Source organism: Xanthomonas sp. NCPPB 2864, assembly GCF_056675615.1.
Genome location: NZ_JBWWVS010000003.1, coordinates 165,442 through 185,991 on the forward strand (window position 1 = coordinate 165,442; position 20,550 = coordinate 185,991).

14 protein-coding genes are annotated in these 20,550 nt (G+C 65.9%); 12 read left to right on the forward strand and 2 right to left on the reverse strand.

Annotation, left to right across the window (positions count from 1 at the left end; genetic code table 11):
- The first annotated feature begins 72 nt into the window (after positions 1 to 72).
- The 3 genes from AC1KVE_RS09065 to AC1KVE_RS09075 all read left to right on the forward strand — a co-directional run bounded on the left by AC1KVE_RS09065 (position 73) and on the right by AC1KVE_RS09075 (position 4,425).
- Positions 73 to 1,953 (forward strand): M61 family metallopeptidase, encoded by a 1,881-nt coding sequence (locus AC1KVE_RS09065; RefSeq protein ID WP_166771045.1) that lies wholly within the window; start codon positions 73 to 75, stop codon positions 1,951 to 1,953.
- Between the two features lie 391 nt (positions 1,954 to 2,344).
- Positions 2,345 to 3,736, forward strand: a complete 1,392-nt coding sequence (gene radA / locus AC1KVE_RS09070) for a DNA repair protein RadA (protein WP_016901522.1) — start codon at positions 2,345 to 2,347, stop codon at positions 3,734 to 3,736.
- A 302-nt stretch (positions 3,737 to 4,038) separates the two neighbouring features.
- A complete protein-coding gene (locus AC1KVE_RS09075) occupies positions 4,039 to 4,425 on the forward strand; it encodes a DUF805 domain-containing protein (RefSeq protein ID WP_024940069.1) in 387 nt (128 codons plus the stop codon).
- A 404-nt stretch (positions 4,426 to 4,829) separates the two neighbouring features.
- Here the strand turns inward: AC1KVE_RS09075 and AC1KVE_RS09080 are convergent, their stop codons facing one another.
- Positions 4,830 to 5,615: a winged helix-turn-helix domain-containing protein gene (locus AC1KVE_RS09080; RefSeq protein ID WP_102581795.1), complete on the reverse strand. Its 786-nt coding sequence runs from the start codon at positions 5,613 to 5,615 to the stop codon at positions 4,830 to 4,832.
- A 909-nt stretch (positions 5,616 to 6,524) separates the two neighbouring features.
- Here AC1KVE_RS09080 and AC1KVE_RS09085 point away from each other — a divergent pair.
- From AC1KVE_RS09085 to AC1KVE_RS09095, 3 genes are all read left to right on the forward strand, one after another.
- Complete coding sequence (locus AC1KVE_RS09085) at positions 6,525 to 7,880, forward strand: helix-turn-helix transcriptional regulator (protein WP_184432914.1); 1,356 nt, start codon at positions 6,525 to 6,527, stop codon at positions 7,878 to 7,880.
- A gap of 221 nt (positions 7,881 to 8,101) precedes the next feature.
- Positions 8,102 to 9,970 carry an ATP-binding protein gene (locus AC1KVE_RS09090; protein ID WP_024940066.1) on the forward strand — a complete coding sequence of 623 codons (1,869 nt, stop codon included), beginning with the start codon at positions 8,102 to 8,104 and terminating at the stop codon, positions 9,968 to 9,970.
- A gap of 24 nt (positions 9,971 to 9,994) precedes the next feature.
- Positions 9,995 to 12,319 (forward strand): tetratricopeptide repeat protein, encoded by a 2,325-nt coding sequence (locus AC1KVE_RS09095; RefSeq protein WP_481092322.1) that lies wholly within the window; start codon positions 9,995 to 9,997, stop codon positions 12,317 to 12,319.
- Positions 12,320 to 13,300: 981 nt separating this feature from the next.
- On the opposite strand, the gene AC1KVE_RS09100 is transcribed toward AC1KVE_RS09095, so the two are convergent.
- Complete coding sequence (locus AC1KVE_RS09100; protein WP_104647180.1) at positions 13,301 to 14,401, reverse strand: NADH:flavin oxidoreductase/NADH oxidase; 1,101 nt, start codon at positions 14,399 to 14,401, stop codon at positions 13,301 to 13,303.
- A 544-nt stretch (positions 14,402 to 14,945) separates the two neighbouring features.
- Between AC1KVE_RS09100 and AC1KVE_RS09105 the strand changes: the two genes are divergently transcribed.
- The 6 genes from AC1KVE_RS09105 to AC1KVE_RS09130 are packed head-to-tail and all read left to right on the forward strand — an operon-like array spanning position 14,946 to position 20,365.
- Positions 14,946 to 15,788 carry an STAS domain-containing protein gene (locus tag AC1KVE_RS09105; RefSeq protein WP_024938085.1) on the forward strand — a complete coding sequence of 281 codons (843 nt, stop codon included), beginning with the start codon at positions 14,946 to 14,948 and terminating at the stop codon, positions 15,786 to 15,788.
- Between the two features lies 1 nt (position 15,789).
- Positions 15,790 to 16,152: an STAS domain-containing protein gene (locus tag AC1KVE_RS09110; protein WP_102256862.1), complete on the forward strand. Its 363-nt coding sequence runs from the start codon at positions 15,790 to 15,792 to the stop codon at positions 16,150 to 16,152.
- Positions 16,149 to 16,544, forward strand: a complete 396-nt coding sequence (locus tag AC1KVE_RS09115) for an ATP-binding protein (protein ID WP_016901512.1) — start codon at positions 16,149 to 16,151, stop codon at positions 16,542 to 16,544. The genes AC1KVE_RS09110 and AC1KVE_RS09115 overlap by 4 nt, the downstream gene beginning before the upstream one ends.
- Positions 16,535 to 17,545: an ATP-binding protein gene (locus AC1KVE_RS09120; RefSeq protein ID WP_046342036.1), complete on the forward strand. Its 1,011-nt coding sequence runs from the start codon at positions 16,535 to 16,537 to the stop codon at positions 17,543 to 17,545. Before AC1KVE_RS09115 ends, AC1KVE_RS09120 begins: the two co-directional genes overlap by 10 nt.
- Complete coding sequence (locus tag AC1KVE_RS09125) at positions 17,542 to 18,417, forward strand: sensor histidine kinase (RefSeq protein WP_065031873.1); 876 nt, start codon at positions 17,542 to 17,544, stop codon at positions 18,415 to 18,417. Before AC1KVE_RS09120 ends, AC1KVE_RS09125 begins: the two co-directional genes overlap by 4 nt.
- A complete protein-coding gene (locus AC1KVE_RS09130) occupies positions 18,407 to 20,365 on the forward strand; it encodes a response regulator (RefSeq protein ID WP_481092323.1) in 1,959 nt (652 codons plus the stop codon). The genes AC1KVE_RS09125 and AC1KVE_RS09130 overlap by 11 nt, the downstream gene beginning before the upstream one ends.
- Positions 20,366 to 20,550: the final 185 nt, after the last annotated feature.

Genomic DNA, 20,550 nt, shown 5'->3' on the forward strand with positions numbered 1-20,550 from the left:
TGGCATACGGGGAAGCGCGGGCAGGCGCTTAGCATCGTGGGCTTGCCTGTTCCAGGTCCCTGCGGAGTTGCGATGAAGATCCCCACCTTGTTGTCCGTGTCGTTGCTGGCGGCACTGTCGTTGCCTGCGGCCGCACAAACTGCCGCGCCGCAGGACGTGCCGTTCGACGGCACCTTGAAGATCGACGTCGATGCCACCGATCTGGCCCATCGCATCTTCAAGGTCAAAACCACCATGCCGGCCCGGCCGGGCCCGATGACGCTGCTGTATCCGCAGTGGATTCCCGGCAATCACTCGCCGACCGGGCCGATCGACAAGCTCGCCGGTCTGGTGATCAAGGTCGATGGCAAGGTGGTGCCGTGGAAGCGCGACCAGTTCGATGTGTATGCCTTCACCGTGGACGTGCCGCAGGGCGCCAGCGAGCTGGTGGCCGAGTTCAAGTTCCTCTCGCCGCAGGCCCCGAACCAGGGCCGGGTGATGATGACCCCGGAGATGCTCAACCTGCAGTGGAACACCACGGCGCTGTATCCGGCCGGCGTCTTCGCACGCAACATCAAGGCCCAGGCCAGCGTCACGCTGCCAGCCGGCTGGAGCTATGCCACGGCACTGGAGACCGACCGCCGGGTTGGCGACACGGTGACCTTCAAGCCGATCGACTTCGACGACCTGGTCGACTCGCCGATGTTCGCCGGCAAGTACTACAAGCGCGTGGAGCTGAGCGGCGGCAAGCAGCCGGTCTACCTCAACGTGTTCGCCGACGAAGCCAAGTCGCTGGAGGCCAAGCCCGAGCAGATCAAGGCGCATGCATCGCTGGTGCAGCAGATGGACAAGCTCTACGGCGCGCGGCATTTCGACCACTACGAATTCCTGCTGGCGCTGACCAAGAAGTTGGGCGGCATTGGCCTGGAGCACCATCGCTCCAGCGAAAACAGCGGCGTGCCGACCTACTTCACCGAGTGGGACAAGAGCTGGACCGGCCGCGACCTGCTCGCGCACGAGTTCAACCATTCCTGGAACGGCAAGTACCGCCGTGGCGCCGACCTGGCCACGCCCAACTTCAACGTGCCGATGGGTGACAGCCTGCTGTGGCTGTACGAAGGCCAGACCCAGTTCTGGGGCGAAGTGATGGCTGCGCGTTCGGGCCTGTGGACGCAGGATCAGGCGCGCGAGATGCTGGCCGGCGTGGCGGCGAACTACGAGCGTGGTCGCCCCGGCATGGCCTGGCGCACCGTGCAGGACACCACCAACGACCCGACCATGTCGATGCGCCGGCCCAAGGCCTACCGTAGCTATCAGATGGCCGAAGACTATTACTCCGGCGGCCAGATGATGTGGCTGGAAGTGGACAGCAAGCTGCGCGCGCTGACCAACAACAAGCGTTCCATCGACGATTTCGGCAAGGCCTTCTTCGGCATGAAGAACGGCGACTGGGACGTCAACCCGTACACCTTCGACGACATCGTCGCCACGCTCAATGGCATCGCCGCCTACGACTGGGCGAGCCTGTTGCGCAGCCGCATGGACGGGCATGGCTCCTTGAACGGCGGTATCGAAGCCAACGGCTGGAAGCTGGTCTATAACGAGGAGCCGAACCTGGCGACCAAGGCCGACGAGAGCGACGACAAGGACGCCAGCCTGACCTATTCGCTTGGCGTGTCCCTGAAGGCCTCTGGCGATATCAGCGATGTGCTGTGGGACGGCCCGGCCTTCAATGCCGGCCTGATCGCCGGCAACACCATCGTGGCAGTCAACGGCCGCGCCTTCAGCAGTGAGGTAATCAAGGACGCGATCAAGGCGGCCAAGGGCACCACCGCGCCGATCGAACTGCTGGTCAAGCGCCTGGACCGCTACGACACCGTGCGCATCGATTACCACGGCGGCCTGCTGTATCCGCATCTGGAACGCATCCCCGGCAAGCCGGATCGCCTGAGCGAGTTGTACAAGCCGCGCTGAGTGGCAGTTGCCCGCTCGCAGCCGTTGAAGCGGGCAATGGCAAGACCTGGAGCTGCATGACCGGCTGCGATCGATCATGCGGCTCCAGACGCTGGTTCTGGTCGGTACCGATGCCGACCGACCAAAAGACAGCGCGCCAGCCAAACGCTCGGCACCATCGATGTCCGAGTGAAAACGCAGCAGCAGGAATGCGCGGTTGCATCCATTCCAGCGCCGCCGCAGCCTGGCCGACTCCCGACTCCCGACTCCCGACTCCCGACTCCCGAATCCCGAATCCCGAATCCCGAATCCCGACTCCCGAATCCCGAATCCCGAATCCCGAGCCAGCGTCGCGCATCCTGAGACCGACGCCGACTATCCTGTCGCTCCAGAAGCGATTGGTTAACTGACGATGGCGAAGGCGAAAACGGCCTATGTCTGCGGCGAGTGCGGCGCCGAATACAACAAGTGGCAGGGGCAATGCACCGAGTGCGGGGTCTGGAACACGCTCAGCGAGATCGTGCTCGAAAGCGCCACGCCCGGCGGCAAAGCCTCGCCTGCGGCATCGCGGCGTAGCGGCTGGGCCGGCAAGGCCGAGGCGCCCAAGATCACCGCGCTCAAGGACGTGCAGCAGTCAGAGCAGGCGCGCGTGTCCACCGGCATTGGCGAGTTCGATCGGGTGCTGGGCGGCGGCCTGGTCGAAGGTGCGGTGGTGCTGATCGGTGGCGATCCCGGCATCGGCAAGTCGACGCTGTTGCTGCAGGCGCTGGCGAGCATGGCCAGCACGCTGCCGGTGCTGTACGTCACCGGCGAGGAATCGCTGGCGCAGGTGGCCGGGCGCGCGGTGCGGCTGGATCTGCCGTTGGAGGGCCTGAACGCGCTGGCCGAAACCGGCATCGAAAACATCCTGCAGCATGCCAGCGTGGCGCGGCCGAAGCTGATCGTGGCCGACTCGGTGCAGACGCTGTGGACCGAATCGCTGACCGCAGCGCCGGGCTCGGTCAGCCAGGTACGCGAGAGCGCGGCGCGGCTGGTGCGCTATGCCAAGGAGACCGGCACCGCGGTGTTCCTGGTCGGCCATGTGACCAAGGAAGGCGGCATCGCCGGCCCGCGCGTGCTCGAGCATATGGTCGATGCGGTGCTGTACTTCGAAGGCGAGAGCGGCAGCCGGTTCCGGCTGTTGCGCGCGTTCAAGAACCGCTTCGGTGCGGTCAACGAGTTGGGCGTGTTCGCGATGGGCGAGAAGGGCCTCAAGGAGGTCTCCAATCCGTCGGCGATCTTCCTGTCCGGTGGCAGCACCCAGCAGCCGGGCAGCTGCGTGATGGTCACCCGCGAAGGCACCCGTCCGCTGATGGTGGAGGTGCAGGCGCTGGTGGACGCCTCGCCGCTGTCCAATCCGCGGCGCGTGGCGGTGGGTCTGGAGCAGAACCGGCTGGCGATGCTGCTGGCGGTGCTGCACCGCCACGGCGGCATCGTGGTGGGCGACCAGGACGTGTTCGTCAATGTGGTCGGCGGCATCCGTGTGCAGGAAACCGCTGCCGACCTACCGGTGCTGCTGGCGGTGTTGTCCTCGCTGCGCGATCGGCCGCTGTCCGAGAAGACCATCGCCTTTGGCGAGGTGGGGTTATCCGGCGAGATCCGGCCGGTGCCCAACGGCGAGGACCGTCTGAAAGAGGCCGCCACCCACGGCTTCAAGCGCGCGATCGTGCCCAAGGCCAACGCGCCCAAGACCACCAGCATCAAGGGCATGGAGATCGTTGCGGTGGAGCGGCTGAGCCAGGCGCTGGAAGCGGCCGCCGAGTGATGCCGGTGCGGTAGGGGGAGCGACTGTCGGCACAGGCGTCGCTCTGCACGCGATGAGCTGACCCCGCACCCCCATGTAGTGGGCGACATGGCTGCCTGCGCCATGCTTGAATGACATCAATGAAGTTTCGGGCTGGCTGTCGCCAGCTCCGGTGACCGTCCGTCGGCCAGCAGGTCGCGATCCGCCATTCGTCGATAAGAAAACGTTTTCAGCGCAGGGTGGCTATGGCAACATGCGCGGCCCGTTGCACTGTGCACCGGATCACGGACAGCGCTCACTGCGCGTTATCAGGAGAAAACACGATGGAATGGATGTTGTTGCCACTCAAGCGCTACGCCGACTTCAATGGCCGCTCGCGCCGTAAGGAATATTGGATGTTCATGCTGCTGCAGGCGATCGTCCTGCTGGTGTTGGGCGGCCTGTTCGGCATCGCGGCTGCACTGATGGGCGGCGAGAACGGTCCTGGTGCACTGGCGTGGCTGGTCGCTGCCGTCATCGGGATCGTGGTGCTGGCATTGATTGTGCCGAGCATTGCAGTGACCGTGCGTCGCTTGCACGACCAGGGCAAGTCGGGTTGGTTCTATCTGATCAGCCTGGTGCCTTATGTGGGCGGCTTCATCGTGCTGGTCTTCATGTGCCTGGAAGGCACGCCCGGCCCGAACGAGTACGGCGAGAATCCCAAGCAGTAACCGGGTGCAAGGCCTGATCGAACAATGGCGCGGAGACTCCTCCGCGCCATTGTCGTTTCTGGAGATGTATGGTTGGCGCAGGCTCACCAACAACACGCGTGCGTTTGAGTGCCGGATTCGGCTCGATTGATGCGTTCTTCAACTGTCGGCAAAAACTTGGACGTCCTGCCAGGGTGTAGGAAGCAGTCGGCCGGCAATGCGCCAAGGCTCTATTTGTATGTTCAATACATTATTGAACTATTAACTGGGTGCGTTTCCACTCAACGTGGCGCCGGCGAACAAGCTCTGTCAGTTAATGCCTGACCAGCTCAACGCATGGCAGCGGCCGAGGCACTGCCATGCAGGCGCCGGTAGCAGATAGCAAGCGCAAGTCGCCGTGCTTCGCTCTTGCAGGGCCGCATCGGTCAACAGGCCGCAGCATGATGGCCGGTGCTGGGGCTGACGACCTTGCCGGGCGTCGGTGCGTCCTTGTCCTGCAGGGCAAGTTCCAGCTTGTACCCATGCGAATACACGGTTCTGATGCGCACCACGCCGCTGTGATTGCACAGCTGCAGCTTCTTGCGCAGCTTGTAGATGTGTTGCTCCATCGTGCGGTCGGTGAACTCGGTGTGGCTACCCCACACCGCCTTGGCCAACTGGCAGCGGCGGAAACACACACCGGGGCTGGAAAACAGCAGCCAGGCGATCGAGAACTCGCGTGCGGTCAACACGATCGGCTTGCCGTGCAGGTATACGGTATTTTCGTCGCGGATCAGCTGATAGGGGCCCACACTCAGCTGTTGGCTCTCGGGGCACGCCTCGGCCACCGGCGACAGCGCCAATGCTGCGCGCACATGCAGCTCGTGCGAATTGAAGGGTAGGGCGAGCACATCGTGTGCGCCGGCGCGGTACCAGGCCAGGATGTCGTGGGCACAGTCGAAACGCCCCAGCACGATCAGCGGCGTGGGATGGCCGCTGTGGCAGCGTTGCCAGGCCAGCAGCGAGCTGTCGTCCGAGGCGACGCAGGTCGCATCGAAGATCAACAGCTCGCAAGGGGAATGCCGCAGCGAGCGCAGAAGTTCGAGTTCATCGGAAAACACCGCAAAACTCGGGGCCAGCGGTGCGAGGCTCGCGTTGACCTGCGATGCCAGACGCGCGTCCTGCGTCAACAGGAAAGCCGATCCGTGCTTGCCGGGAAGGTTGCCGTGCATCAGCCGGCCTTCCCATGTCTGCACACGTACCAGGCGTGCGTCGGATGCCTGTTGCGGACAGCAGGCGTCAATACAAAACCCACATGTAGAGATAAGTGCATCGCCATCGCCTTCGGCTGCCAGGGGATCCGACCTGGGGTCGGACGAATGGTATGTACCATTGCCGAGCCAGAAAGTTTCACTGCTGCGTACTTTTCTTCGGCTTTGGGTAGGCCGGCTTTAACGTACGCTCATCTAGGCGTAAAGCAGCTCTTACATCCAGGGCATGCGTCGTCAGTAACTAACAAAATTCCGACATTGCGCAACGCGCAGTCGGTCGACGCGGCGAGACGACGGGCGCGGTCGCGGAATCCATTCCATTTCGCGTCCAGGTCTATACCACGGTATTGCGATTTGCACGCGCTTGCAGCGCACATGGAATATCTGAGCGATCCGCCGATGCAGCACAACGGCGCGGCCATCGTTTGACGCGCATCTTTCATTTGCTGAAGTACCGCGCATGCGGCCATTGCAACGTCATGCCGGGACAGCACTGAAGCCGACGCAAGGCATGGGATTTGGTTGGCCCTGCCAATCTTCTCTGGCTGCCGCCCTGTCTTCAATACGGTTTCGCATGGCGTGCAATGTCCTATGCACGACAGCGCCGGCGGTATGCAAAAAGTGCCCTTTATCTGCATGCCGCATAACTGGGTTGGCAGGAGACAGAGTGAGGTTTTTTGATTTTCTTAGTGCCTTGGAGTGAGAAATTCCATTGGATCCGCTGCATACAATCGGTTGCGCCAGCCAGACCGGCGCATTGTTGTTTTTGCTCATCCCCCTATGAGAGAGCCCGGCATGATCCTTTCAACCTACTTCGCGGCGATCTCTGCGTTGTCGTACGCAGACCGTCTTCCTACCTATACAAGCAGGATGCTGGTTGGTGCCTGGCCGCAAGGTCTGCAACATCTTCAACAACGCCGTGATGGCCAGGCCGCCGCGGATGGCGCCGACGACGAAGTCGGCCTGCTCGGCGCCAGCGGCGATGCCTTGTTGATCCTTGAATACCAGGAGGAGGCCGAAGATGCCTACCGCCACGCCTTGAAGGCGATGCGCGGGCATCAGCGCCAACTGCGGCTGCTGTCCTGCCGCAATACCGCCTGGTTGATGCTGAGCCAGCGCCGCCTGAGCGCTGCATTGAACTGCTTCGCACAGCTGGCGATGGACCGCGAGACGCCGGCCTGCCTGTGCGGGGAAAGTCTGCTGGGCAAGGCGCTGACCCACTTCCACCTGGGCCAGAGCACGCTGGCACTGCAGACGCTGGAGCGTGCCAACGACGTGCTGGCGGACCTGGACAGCGGCGCAACCGAGTGGCTGCGCGTCGCCACTGCGCTGCGCCTGGACATGATTGCGCAGTTGCGCATCCGGCGCGCCGACCGGATGAGCGACCACGTGTTCTGGCAGGCCACGCTTCGCCAGGAGGATGCGGCGCACGCGTTCGAGCCCAACGAGCTACGCGCCTGCATCGCCGACCTGGCCGAGAGCATGCCGGTGCTCGCACAGCGCATGCGCCACGTGCGCAATCTGCTGCGCATCGCCGGTGGCGACACCTTCGGTTTCGATGCGCAGATCGATGCGCTGCCGGCCGCCGCCACCGGTTGCCCGCCCTGCGCCCGGCAGGATGCGCAGGTGGAGCTGGCGCTTGCCGCATTGGCGGTGGGGCGTGCCGATCTGGCAGAGCGTGCCCTGGCCGGTGCCGGCAGGCACCACGCGCCACGTTGGAATCTGGAGTTCGAGTATTGCCAGGCCAAGATCAGCCAGGCGCTGGGCAAGACCGAGCAGGCACTGCTGCTGTATAACCGCTATGCGCTAGGCGCGGTGCAGTGCCTGCGCAGCGAGGTGCAGGCGCCGCGGCTGCTGGAAAGCGGCACGCCGGCGCATGTCAGCGACGACATCTCCGCGCGCCTGCCGGCCAAGTACCGGCGCGCCTACGCCTACATGATCACCAATGCGCACCGCTCGGATCTGTCGATCAACGAGGTGGCCGCGCAGATTGGCGTCACCGGGCGCGCCTTGCAGCAGGCGTTCAAGTCCGCTACCGGGCTGTCGCCGACCCAGGTGTTGCGTCGTTACCGGATGCAGAGCATTCGCGACGAACTGCTGGCCGAAGGCGGCTGCGGCAGCGTGCTGCAGGCGGCGAGCCGCTGGGGCGTGGGCAGCCGCTCGGCGCTGGCCAAGGGCTATCGCCAGCACTTCAATGAGGCACCGATGGAAACCCTGCAGCGCTAGGTCGTTGCGCGCCACGGCCGGGCGTCGATGCAGGCCGTGGCGTGTCGTTTCCGAGGGGCATGCTGTAGTGGCGACCGAACGGCGGGCCAGGCATTGGAAGCCGTGAGAGTGCGGCGTGCGTGCGTGCGGCGTGGCTTGCGGCTATCCTGTTCGGCTCGCACTGCCACCCAGGAAGGCGCGTCCGAGGATGGGCGTGGCCGCCAAGGAAACGACGAACGATCATGCAAGATCACACCTCCGAGGCGACGGACGCCTCCCAGATCCGCCGTGCAGGCGTCGATCTCAACGGACTGATGTCCGTGCTCAGCAAGCATCTGTATTCCACGCCGGTGGTCGCGCTGCGCGAGCTGGTGCAGAACGCGCACGACTCGATCCTGCGTCGCCGGCTGGAACAACCCGACTGGCAAGGCGAATCGCGCATCGAAGTGCATGCCGACGCTGCCCAGGGCATCGTGCGCATCATCGACACCGGCGCCGGGCTGACCCAGCAGGAAATCCACGATTACCTGGCCACGGTCGGCGTGGGGTATACGCGTGGCCTGCGTCAGGGCGGGCATGAGGACAGCGGCCTGATCGGCATGTTCGGGCTGGGCTTTCTGTCGGCCTTCGTGCTGGCGCGCCGCGTCACCGTGCGCACCACCTCCTACCAGAGCCCGACGCTGGGGCATTGCTATATCTCCAGCAATGCCGAGCAATACACGGTGAGCCCGATCCCGGCGCGTGCGCAGGTCGGGACGGAAGTGGTGCTGGAACTGCACCAGGACTATCTGTCGTTGGCCCAGGAAGCACGGCTGCGCGAGATCCTGTCGCGCTATTGCGCGCTGCTGCGCGAGCCGATCTGGATCGGCTCCGATACCCAGGCGATCAACCCCGAGCCGCCGCCGTGGCGCATGCACGATGCGGTGCCGTTGCATCCGGTGCAGGCCTGGCGGCGCCAACGCGAGTTTGCTGCACGTTTCGAGCGCAACTTCGAACCCTTGTGCTGCATGCCGGTGCGCGCGGAGGAGGGCAGCGATGCGGTCGGCCTGCTGTGGGTGCAGGACGGAGCCACCTACGGCACCAGCGACAACCGCAATCTGTCGGTGTTCCTGCGCGGCATGCTGCTGGACGACAACGCGCGCGAACTGCTGCCGCCGTGGGCGGGCTTTATCGGGGGCGTGATCGAATCCAACCGCTTGACGCCCACCGCCAGCCGCGAAGACCTGCAGCGCGATGCCACCTACGCGGCCGTGCAGCACGCGCTGTCCGAGGCGCTGGTGCAGGGCCTGGCCGATGTGGCGCGTCAGCAGCCGGAAGCCTGGCGGCGCATCCTGCTGCGGCACAACGAGGCATTGCTGGGCGCTGCCTTGTGCGACGAGCGTCTGTTCGAGTTGCTGATGGAACACGTGCGGGTGCCGACCTCGCAGGGTGACCTGCCGGCGCAGCAATTGCCGGCGCGTGGTGCGGTGCACGTGATACTGGACAGCGACAGCGGTTTCGAAGAAATGCTGTTCCGCGCGATGGGCGTGCCGGTGGCCTACGGAAACCGCTATGCGGTGGTGCCGTTCCTGCGCCGCTGGACGCAGGCCAAGGGCGTGCGCCTGGTCGAGCTGGGCACCGAGCAGGGCAACCGGCAGTTGTTCCAGCTGGACACGCTGCCGGCCGACGAACTGGCCTGGCTGGAACAGCATCTGGGCGATGGCGAAGCGCTGGTGCCGGCGCGTTTCAGCCCCGAGGCATTGCCGTTGGTGGTGGTGCCCGACCGCGAGGCCGAACTGAAACGCCGCCTGGAGCAGGACGAGAACGACAAGCGCGTGTCCACCGCTGCGCTGCGGCTGGCCCGGCAGTTCACGGCGGGGATCGAAGCACGCCAGACCCAGCGGCTGTACCTGAATCTCGATAACCCGGCATTGCAGGCGCTGCTGGCGGCGCAACGCGCCGGCAATCCGCAGGCGGCGGTGGCGGCACGGCTGCTGCGCTCACTGAAGGTGATCGTGTCGGCGCAGGGGCGCACCCAGCCGCAGCCCGGTGCCAACGCATCGGGCGGATCGGATTTGAATCGGGCCTTCGGCGATCTTGCCGAGGCCGTGACCCAATTGCTGGCACGCTGAGCGCCGCATCGAAGGAGCAACACGATGGAAATCTGGAACTGGGTGGAGAAGCTGCAGGACGATCTGGGCGAAGCCGGGCAGCCGCAGAATGCGCAACTGCTGACGCGCCTGACCGACCATATCTGCGACCTGCAGATCGAACGTGCCGAAGCGCTGTTGCCCGAGGCGCGTGCGCTGGGCAAGACGCTGGCCAATCCGTGGCTGGAGGTGTTCGTCGGGCATTGGGAAATGCGCAACCGGGTCGGCAACCTGTGCGAAGGCGAGCGTGCGCTGAGCGATGCGGTGACGCTGTTCGAACGCGCGCACCGCCCTGATGCGGTGGAATGCCCGCAGTCGGTGTGCGTGACCCAGGATTTGGCCGCGTGCTACGCCAATATCGACGGTCCGGGCTGGGTGGAAGAGCGCATCGAGGTGTGCGAGGAAACGCTGGGCCGCATCGATCCGAGCTGGTCGTGCTACCAGTGCCTGAGCTGCGAAAAAGCCGATGCCTTGCTCGACGACGGACGCGGTGAGGCGGCGCTGAGTTATCTGGAGCAGCAGTCGCAGACCATTGTTGCGCATGGCGGGCAGATCTACGACGGCGTGCCGGACATGCGCATCTCGATTCTGCTCTCGCTGGGCCGCGCGGAAGACGCGCTGGCACTGATCGAGCAGCGCGAACGCGAGGCTGCGCGCGAGGGGGCGGAGTGGGCCAACTGCAGTCAGCCGCGGCGTTTGCAGAAAGCCCGCGCCTTGGCAATGTTGAATCGTGACGACGAAGCGCTGGAAGCGTTTCTGCCGTGGCGCGAGGTCGCGCCGCGCTACCGCCTGCACTGGCTGCGTGCGGTGGTGGTGCTGGTATCGCGCCAGCCCGAGCGCAATACCTGGGATCTGGGCAGCCGCCTGCAGGTGATGCTCGATCATTACGCGCAGGTCGGTGCGCATCGCATCCTGATCGACGCGGCCGAGATGGCGATCGGGCTGGCCTTGCAGCGTGGCGCGGTGTGGACCGCACGCCGCCACCTGGCGCTTGCGCGTGCGCACGTGCCCAAGTTGCGCCAGGACCGGGGCGCCACGCAACTGCTGGACGGTCTGGCCGTGCGCATCGAAACCGCACCGGCCGGCGAGCCGGCGCCGGTGCCCGCCGAGCAGTTGCTGGCATGGCTGGACGCGCAGGGCGAAGACGTGGCGCGTAACCCCGAGCGCGAAGCGCAGTGGTTGCTGCAGGCAGTGGCCGAGCGACCCGACGATGCCGAGTTGGTGGACACCACGGCGTCGGCATTGAGTGCATGTGCGGCCGACGACGAGGCGATCGCGCTGCTGTGGGCCTTCGTGCAGCGGCATGCCGATCGCGAAACCAGCCCGACCTTCCGGCTGATGAATCTGCTGCTGGGCCGTGGCGACGAGGCCGGCCTGCGCCGGCTGGCGCAGCTGTATCGCCCGCTGGTGCCGGTGGCGGCGCTGTGGTGCGAAGCGCAGCTGGCCCAGCGGCTGGCCGATTGGCCGGCGCTGGAGCAGGCCTGCACCGCGTTGCTGGAACTGTCGCCCGGCTCGCACGGTGCGCGCGGCTTGCTGGGGCGCATGTATCTCAACACCGGCCGCTTCGCCGATGCCACCGAGGTGTATCGACAGCTGACCGAGTTGATGGAAGAGCCGCGCTCGGCGCATTGGGATCACATGACCGCGGCCAGCGCGGCGCAGCAGTGGGACGCGGTGCGCGCCTCGGCGCTGGCGCTCGGCATGGAGCTGAGCAGCACCAGCGGCGTGGTCGAAGAAACCTGGGGTTGGGTGATCGTGCGCTGCGTGGATGACGGCGAGGCAGCCGAGTACTACGCGCGGCGCACCGGCCCGGTCACCGCGCGTATCGTCGAAAATGCACCGGCGCATCGGCGCCAGCACGTCGGCGACTGGGTGGTGTTCGATGCCGAACTGCTGTATCCGCCGCCGGAGGACGAGGCCGAGCGCGAGCGCTTCGTGCCGACCTATGCGCAGGTGCATGTGCTGGAGGCGGGTGGTTACGGCAGCAGCTGGCTGGTGGATGGCGTGCATCCCGGCGAGCAGGCGATCGAGGCCTTGCGCGAGGACATCGAAGCGCGTGGCTGGAAACTGTGGCTGCATAGTCGCGACGACTATCGTGTGGTCGATCCGCAACACGCGGAGGCGTTCGACCCGGAAGATGCGAGCACGGGTCTGCCGGGCGTGCTGTTCACCGTGGCGCTGCCGGAAGCGGCGCCGCCGCTGGAACTGCATCGCGTCCTGCTGGCCACAACCGCGCAGTGGGCGCACCCGATGTGCTGGCTGCGCCTGGCCGAGGCCTGCGATCAGGACCCGCGCCCGCATCTGGACGCAGTGGAGCGTTACGGGCTGTAGGCGGCGATCAAGCTCGTCGTGCAGCGGCTGCTGATGCGGTCGCCGCTGCCGCCGGGATTGGGGATTGGGCATTCGGGATTGGCATGCGTGGTTTGCGTGCCAACTGCTGGCCTGTCGTCAGGAATGGTGATGCTCGGAAGAACGTGCAGCCCATCTGGCTGTTCGCATTTCTTTCCGCAACCGATAGCAATCGGTGGTGCTTGCGCGGTTGCCGGCGTGGGACCTTGCGCGGCATGGATCTCGCGCCAGAGCCTACACGGACGTACTTGCGGCGTGTCCTACGCTGGTACGCGTGCAAGCTCCCTCGGCAGACCGAGGCATTCGCGAAGAACCGGTGGATGTCGTGCGCAAGATTGATCGGTGTGCGGAGTCGTTCGGCGGCGCGGCGCCGCATCCAGTGTCGGGACACGCCGTGAATCCGTCCCTGGAGGCTCGGTGGCGACATCCATGTCGCCATACGGTCCCGCCACCGGACGCGGCGCCACGCTCCCCATATTGCTATCGCTGATCGGCAAGCAATACTTCAAGCAGGTGTTGATGCCTGCGGACTTCGTGGCCGATGTCATCAGTAAGCCTTCCATCTACTGTCACGTCGCCAGGAATGGACGCTAGGAAGAACGTGCAGCTCAGCTGACCCTCCGCATTTCTTTCAGCAACCGACAACAACCGGTGGTGCTTGCACGCGTGCCGGCGTGGGACCTTGCGCGGCATGGATGCCGCGCCAGAGCCTACAGGGACGTACTTGCGGCGTGTCCTACGCCGGTACGCGTGCAAGCGCCCTCGGCAGACCGCAGCATTCGCATGGAACCGGCAGAGGTCTTGCACAAGATTGCCAGGTCTGCGGAGCTGGTCGGCGGCGCGGCGCCGCATGCAGTGTCGGGACACGCCGGGAATCCATCCCTGGAAACCCGGTGTAAGCGCCCGCAGCAGACCTGAGCATTCGCCTGTACGGCTATCTCGCAGTGCATGGCAGCTGCCCGATCAGCTGCGCTTGCCGTAGCGCTCCAGCCAGTGCGCGTACGAGGGCGGCAGCACCCACGACGGGCGTTCTTCGCCCAGGGCCAGTGCGGCGTGATACGGCCAGTGTGGGTTGGCCAGGTGCGCGCGGCCGACCATCACCAGCTCCATCTGTCCGGCGGCGACGACGCGGTCGGCTTCCAGCGGATCGTCGATGTTCCAGGACGAGGCAACCGGCAGCTGCGCCTCGCGGCTGACCCGTTCGGCGTAAGGCGCCAGCAAGGCCGGTCCCCATGGAATCTGCGCAGTCGGGGTGCTGAAGCCGATGCTGACGTTGAGCAGATCCAGGCCGCCTTGCTTGAAGTTACGCGTCAGTGCGATGGCTTCCTGCAGGGTCTCTTCGTCGCGGCCATCGAATTCGATCACGCCAAAGCGTGCGGTGAGCGGCAGCTGTTCCGGCCAGACCGCACGCACGGCCTGCAGCGTTTCCAGCAGGAAGCGCGCACGGTTGTCGGCCGTGCCGCCGTAGTGATCCTGGCGTTGATTGGCGTGTACCGAGAAGAAGCTCTGCGCCAGATAGCCATGGGCAAAATGCAGCTCCAGCCACTGGAAGCCGGCATCGCGCGCGCGCTGTGCGGCGGCGACAAAATCGCCGCGCACGCGGGCGATGTCGTCCAGCGTCATCTCACGCGGCACTTTGGGCAGGCCGCCGCCGAAGGCGATGGCCGAGGGCGAGATGGTGTCCCAGCCGCGCGGGTCGCCGTCGGGGATGTGGTCGTCGCCTTCCCACGGCAGGTTGGCACTGGCCTTGCGGCCGGCGTGGCCGATCTGGATGCCTGGCACCGCGCCGGCAGCGCTGATCGATGCCGCGATGCGCGCCAGTCCCTCGGCCTGGGCGTCGTTCCACAGGCCCAGGCACCCGGGGGTGATGCGTCCTTCCGGCGACACGCCGGTGGCCTCGACGATGACCAGGCCCGCACCGCCGCGCGCCATGCTGGCGTAGTGCACCTGATGCCACGTGTTGCTGAGGCCGTCGACGGCGGTGTACTGGCACATGGGCGGCACCGCGATGCGGTTGCGCAGGGTGACGTCCTTGAGTTGATACGGAGAGAACAGCGATGACATGGAGAGCGACCACCTGAGAAAAGCAGGCTGCGATCAGAACACGCCCGGCCGCCGCGCAGACACTCTGCCGGTGGCACAGCGCGTTGCATGCGGTGCCGGTTGTGGACAAGCGGGCCAGCCGGCGCAGCGGGCGCGTCCGCTGGCATGGGATGCGCGCTTCCGACAGGTATGGGGCGGCGTCAGACGCGCTCCGCCCGCAAAACCATGACCACCGTTGCATAGCGGTCGGCGGCTGCACGCACGGCCGAGCCGGCGGTGGACGCCAACCGGCGGCCGTCGCGCCCGCAATTGTCGCGCCGGTGGCAAGGGAACGGGACGGCAGTTATCGCATCTTTCCAGGCGTGGTCGCGCTCACGTTCACCGCGTGCGCCGCAATGTCAAACTCTGTCTGGACCTTCCTCTGACCGCTACAGGTTCGTTGCTGGTTGCCGAAACTGAATTGCTTTATTCTGCTGCGCTTCGGCGTGGGGGCGCCGCGCCAGTCAGGGGGCGCCATCGTCCCGCATGCCCAGCCTTCTCTCTTCTACTCTCGGCGGGTGAACTCATGGTGGCATTGCAGCAGCGCTCGATCGATGCGATTCGTGGCCAGGAAACGGCGTTGTTGGCTGCATGGCTGAGCTCCAGCCTGGGCAGCGATGGACGTATTTCCCGGCAGGACGTCGAAACCCAGAGCGCGGACTTTTTGCATCTGCTGGTCGCTTCCCTGAAGGACGGCGGCAGCAGCCTGGATAGCGCCGACTGGAGCGAGGTGCGTCGTTTCCTGGAAAACCTCTCGCGCGACCGCGCCACCCGTGGCTTCGATTCGCAGGAAACCGCCAACTTCATCTTCTCGCTCAAGCGGGTGCTGTTTGCGCTGGTGCAGCGCGAGTACGCCGATACGCCTGAAGAACTGGGCCAGCAGCTGTGGGCGCTGTCTGAGCTGCTGGACCGTCTGGGCCTGTACACCGTCAAGGCGTTCCAGAAGACCCGCGAAGACATCATCGTGCGCCAGCAGGAAGAAATGCTGGAGCTGTCCACCCCGGTGGTCAAGCTGTGGGAGGGCGTGCTGGCACTGCCGATGATCGGCACGCTGGATTCGCAGCGCACCCAGGTGGTGATGGAGTCGCTGCTGCAGCGCATCGTCGACACCGGCTCGGAAATCGCCATCATCGACATCACCGGCGTGCCCACCGTGGACACGCTGGTGGCGCAGCACCTGCTCAAGACCGTCACCGCGATCCGCCTGATGGGCGCCGATGCCATCATCAGCGGCGTGCGCCCGCAGATCGCGCAGACCATCGTGCACCTGGGCCTGGACCTGCAGGGCATCGTCACCAAGGCGAACCTGTCCGACGCACTGGCGCTGGCGCTCAAGCGCATCGGCGTGACCGTGGGCAAGGCGGGCTGACATGGAGCGCATCCCGATCCTGCGGATGGGCGACCTGCTGCTGGTCACCATCCAGGTGGACATGCACGACCAACTGGCAATGACGCTGCAGGAAGACCTGTCGGAAAAGATCAGCGCCACTTCCGCGCGCGGCGTGCTGATCGACATTTCCGCACTGGACATCGTCGACTCCTTCATCGGCCGCATGATCAGCACCATCTCCGGCTTGGCGGCAATCATGGATGCCAGGACCGTGGTGGTGGGCATGCAGCCGGCCGTGGCGATCACGCTGGTCGAGCTGGGCCTGACCCTGCCGTCGGTGCGCACCGCGCTCAATGTCGAACGCGGCATGCGCCTGTTGCAGCAACCCGATCAGGCTTCATGACCACCGGTTCGCAACCGGTGCGCACCGAACAGGATGTGGTGCTGGCCCGGCAGACGGTACGCAAGCTGGTAGTGCAGTGCGGCCTGCGTCTGGTCGACCAGACCAAGCTGGTCACCGCAGCCAGCGAGCTGGCCCGCAACACCGTGATCTACGGCGGCGGCGGCGACATGGATTGGGCCCTGGTGGAAAGCGGCATCCGCAAGGGCGTGCAGCTGACCTTCCGCGACGAGGGCCCCGGCATTCCCGACCTGGATCTGGCGCTCACCGATGGCTGGACCTCCGGCAGCGGGCTGGGGCTGGGCCTGTCCGGCAGCCGTCGGCTGGTGGATGATTTCGTGCTGGACACCGCGGCCGGCAAGGGTACGCGGATCACCATCACCAAATGGAAGTGATGCTCGCCGGCGAGGTTACGCGCGCGTTTCGCGTCGACGAAACCAGCCAGGTCGGGCAGGCGCGCCGCGAGGCGGCGGTGCTGGCTCAGGCACTGGGTTTCGATGAGGCCGCCTGCGGGCGCGTGGCGCTGGTGGCCACCGAGCTTGCCACCAACATGGTCAAGCATGGACGTGGCGGCGTGCTGCAACTGTCCACGGTCGCCACCGCCCAGGGCATGGGCGTGGAGATCTGCGCCATCGACGGCGGCCCCGGGTTCGCACTCGTGGACGGCCTGCGCGATGGCTATTCCACCGCCGGCACGCCAGGTACCGGGCTGGGTGCGATCCAGCGCCAGGCGCAGGTGCTGGATGCGTATTCCGATGCCAAGGGTGCGGTGGTGATGGCACGGTTGTTTGCGCAGCAACGCGCCGAGCTGGACCTGCCGTACGGCGCCATTCGCCTGCCGCTGCACAACGAAACGGTGTGCGGCGATGCCTGGCATCTGGCGATCGGCGAGCAGCGGGCGACCGTTACCCTGATCGATGGCCTGGGCCACGGTCCGGGCGCCGCCGAAGCCGCCGATGCCGGCGCGCGCGCGGCGGCGACGGCCCGCGGCGAACCCGGCGAGCGCATCGCGCAGCTGCATGCCGGTATGTCCGGTACCCGCGGCGGCGCGGCCGCGGTGATGCAGTTCGACAGCAGCACCGGCCGGGTGCGCTTTGCCGGGGTGGGCAATATCGTCGCCTCGCTGTGCGATGGCGACGGCGTGCGTGGCATGCCGTCGCATCCGGGCATCGTCGGGGTGCAGTTCCGCAAGGCGCAGCCGTTCGATTTTGCGGATGCCGCCGGCAAGCTGCTGGTCATGCACAGCGATGGCCTGCAATCGCGCTGGAACCTGCGCGATCACCCGGGCCTGCTGTCGCGCCATCCGCGCTTGATTGCGGCGGTGCTGTTGCGCGATTACACGCGTGGCCGCGACGATTGCGGCGTATTTGTCATGCGGCTGGGAGGCCTGCAATGAATGCTTCCGGTGAGACACCGCCGCTCGATCCGCTGGCCGAACTGGATGCGCTGCGGCGGCAGAACCAGGCCCTGCGCGAAGAGCTGGAAGAGACCAACCAGGGCGTGCTGGCGCTGTATGCCGAGCTGGATCAGCAGGCCGAACAGCTGCGCGATGTGTCCGAGCTCAAGAGCCGCTTCCTGTCGTACATGAGCCACGAGTTCCGCACCCCGCTCAGCTCGATCCTGAGCATCACGCGGCTGCTGGAAGACGGCATGGACGGGCCGCTGACTGCCGAGCAGTCCAAGCAGGTGCGCTTTGTCAGCGCCTCGGCGCGCGAGCTCACCGAGATGGTCGACGACCTGCTGGATCTGGCCAAGATCGAGGCCGGGCGCATCACCATCTCGCCGGGCTGGTTCGACCTGATGGACCTGTTTGCGGCCTTGCGCGGCATGTTCCGCCCGCTCACCGATGCCGGCAGCACCACCTTGATCTTCGAAGACCCGCCGGTGCTGCCGATGCTCTATACCGACGACAAGAAACTGGCGCAGATCCTGCGCAACTTCATTTCCAACGCACTCAAGTTCACCCCGCAAGGCCATGTGCGCGTATTCGCGCAGCTGGAAGGCGAGACCCATGTGCGCTTCAGCGTGCAGGACACCGGCATCGGCATTCCGGCCGAGCTTCACGACGCCTTGTTCGAGGATTTTGTACAGGTGGATTCGCCGTTGCAGAAACGCCTCACCGGCACCGGTCTGGGGCTGTCGATCTGCAAGCGGTTTGCCGAGTTGCTGGGCGGCACGGTGGGGATCAACAGCGTGGTCGGGCAGGGCTCGGAATTTTTCGTGGTGCTGCCGGTCACGCTGGCAGCGGAGGATGCACTTGGGCAGTAAGCCACACATTCTGGTCGTCGACGATAACGCGGTGACGCGTTATTCGGTGCGCCGCGTGCTCGAACACCATCAGTTCGTGGTCGAAGAAGCCGGCACCGGCACCGACGGCCTGGCCAAACTGGCCGAGCAGGCATTCTCTGCGGTGGTGCTGGACGTCAATCTGCCGGACATGAGCGGCTTTGACATCGTGCGCACGCTGCGCGCCGAGCCGCGCACCGCGTTGCTGCCGGTGGTGCACGTGTCGGCCGCGTCGATCGCCACCGGCGACATGATCACCGGCCTGGAGGCCGGTGCCGACGCCTACCTGATTCACCCGGTCGACCCCAGCGTGCTGGTCGCCACGCTGCGCACCCTGCTGCGCGCGCGCCAGGCCGAAGACGCCTTGCGCATCAGCGAGGCACGCTTCCGCGAGATCTTCGAGCACATCAGTGCACCGATTGCGGTGGTCGATGCGAGCTTGCACACGCATGAGGCCAACGCGGCGTTCCAGCGCCTGATCGGTACCGTCACGCCCGGCGAGGCGCTTGCCGTACCCGGCGTGGACCAGGCCGCCACCGTGCAGGCGCTGACCAACGCGCTGGCGCAACGCGAGCGCTGGAGCGGTGCCTTGTCGATCCTGCGCGAGGGCAAGGTGCGCGAAACCGAGTGGCGCGTGTCGCCGTATCGCGAACCGGATCTGGGCCTGCTGCTGGTCGAGGACGTCACCGAACAGCGCCTGCGCGAGCGTGAGCAGCGTCAGGAGCTGGATACCGCCACCACCGAGCTGGCCCACCAGATCGCCGAGCGCCAGCGCACCGAAATCCAGTTGCTGCAGGCGCAGAAGATGGAGGCGCTGGGCAAGCTCACCGGCGGTATCGCGCACGACTTCAACAATCTGCTGACCAGCATCATTTCCGGCCTGGACATGATCCAGCTGGCGGTCGAGTCCAACCGCATCGAGCGGGTGCCGCGGCTGGCCGAGATCGCCACCGGCTCGGCGCATCGCGCCGCCGCACTGACCCAGCGCATGCTCGCCTTCGCGCGCAAGCAATCGCTGGATGCGCAAGCCTTCGATATCAACACACGCGTGCGTTCGCTGGAAGACATGCTGCACCGCTCGATCGGCGAGAACATCGTGCTGGAGCTGGAGCTGGCCGACACGCCACTGGTGGCGGTGGCCGATGCCAACCAGCTCGAAAACGTGGTGCTCAACCTGGTGATCAACGCACGTGACGCCTTGAAGGGCCGGGGCACCATCCGCATCCAGAGCGCTGCCTACACCGCGCAAGGCGATCCGGAACTGGACGATGGCGATTACGTGGTGCTGAACGTGATCGACAATGGCAGCGGCATCGAACCGGCCATCCTCAATCAGGTCTTCGAGCCGTTCTTCACCACCAAGCCGATCGGCGAGGGCACCGGCCTGGGCTTGTCGATGACCTATGGCTTTGCGCGCCAGTCCGGCGGCACTGCACGCATCACCAGCACCGTGGGCCGCGGAACCACGGTGGCCTTGCTGCTGCCGCGCGGGCTCACTGCCAGCGCAGTGCCGCCGGCACCGGCACCGAGTTCGCCCCGTACACGCAGCGAGCGCATCTTGCTGGTGGACGACACTGATGTGGTGCGCATGATGGTCAGCGAGGTGCTCAGCGATGCCGGCTACCACGTGGTGGAAGCCGATGATGCCAACGGCGCGCTGGATCAGTTGCGTGCCGGGGTGGAGATCGATCTGGTGGTGTCCGACGTCGGCCTGCCAGGCATGAACGGGCGCGACATGGCCGACGTGGCGCGCGCGCTGCGGCCGGGCTTGCCGATCCTGTTCATCACCGGCTACGCCGAAAACGCCGCCACCCGCCAGGAATTCCTGGCCGACGGCATGGCGCTGCTGCCCAAGCCTTTCAGCCTCAACGATCTGCTCAACATGGTCGGGCAGATGCTCGATAGCAGCGTGATCGCCACCCGCGCCTGATGCGGTTTACGCGCGTAGGCGCCAGCTGTCGGTGCCTGCCTGCCGCGCAACGATAACGATAGCGATGTGCCGCGACGCCTCAGGCGTTGCGCGCGTCCAAACCAGCGTCCAGCTGCGTGTGTTTCAGGTGTGCGCCGCCTGTGCCTGACACGCCGTGCTGCACGCGCCTGGCTGCAGTGGATGCC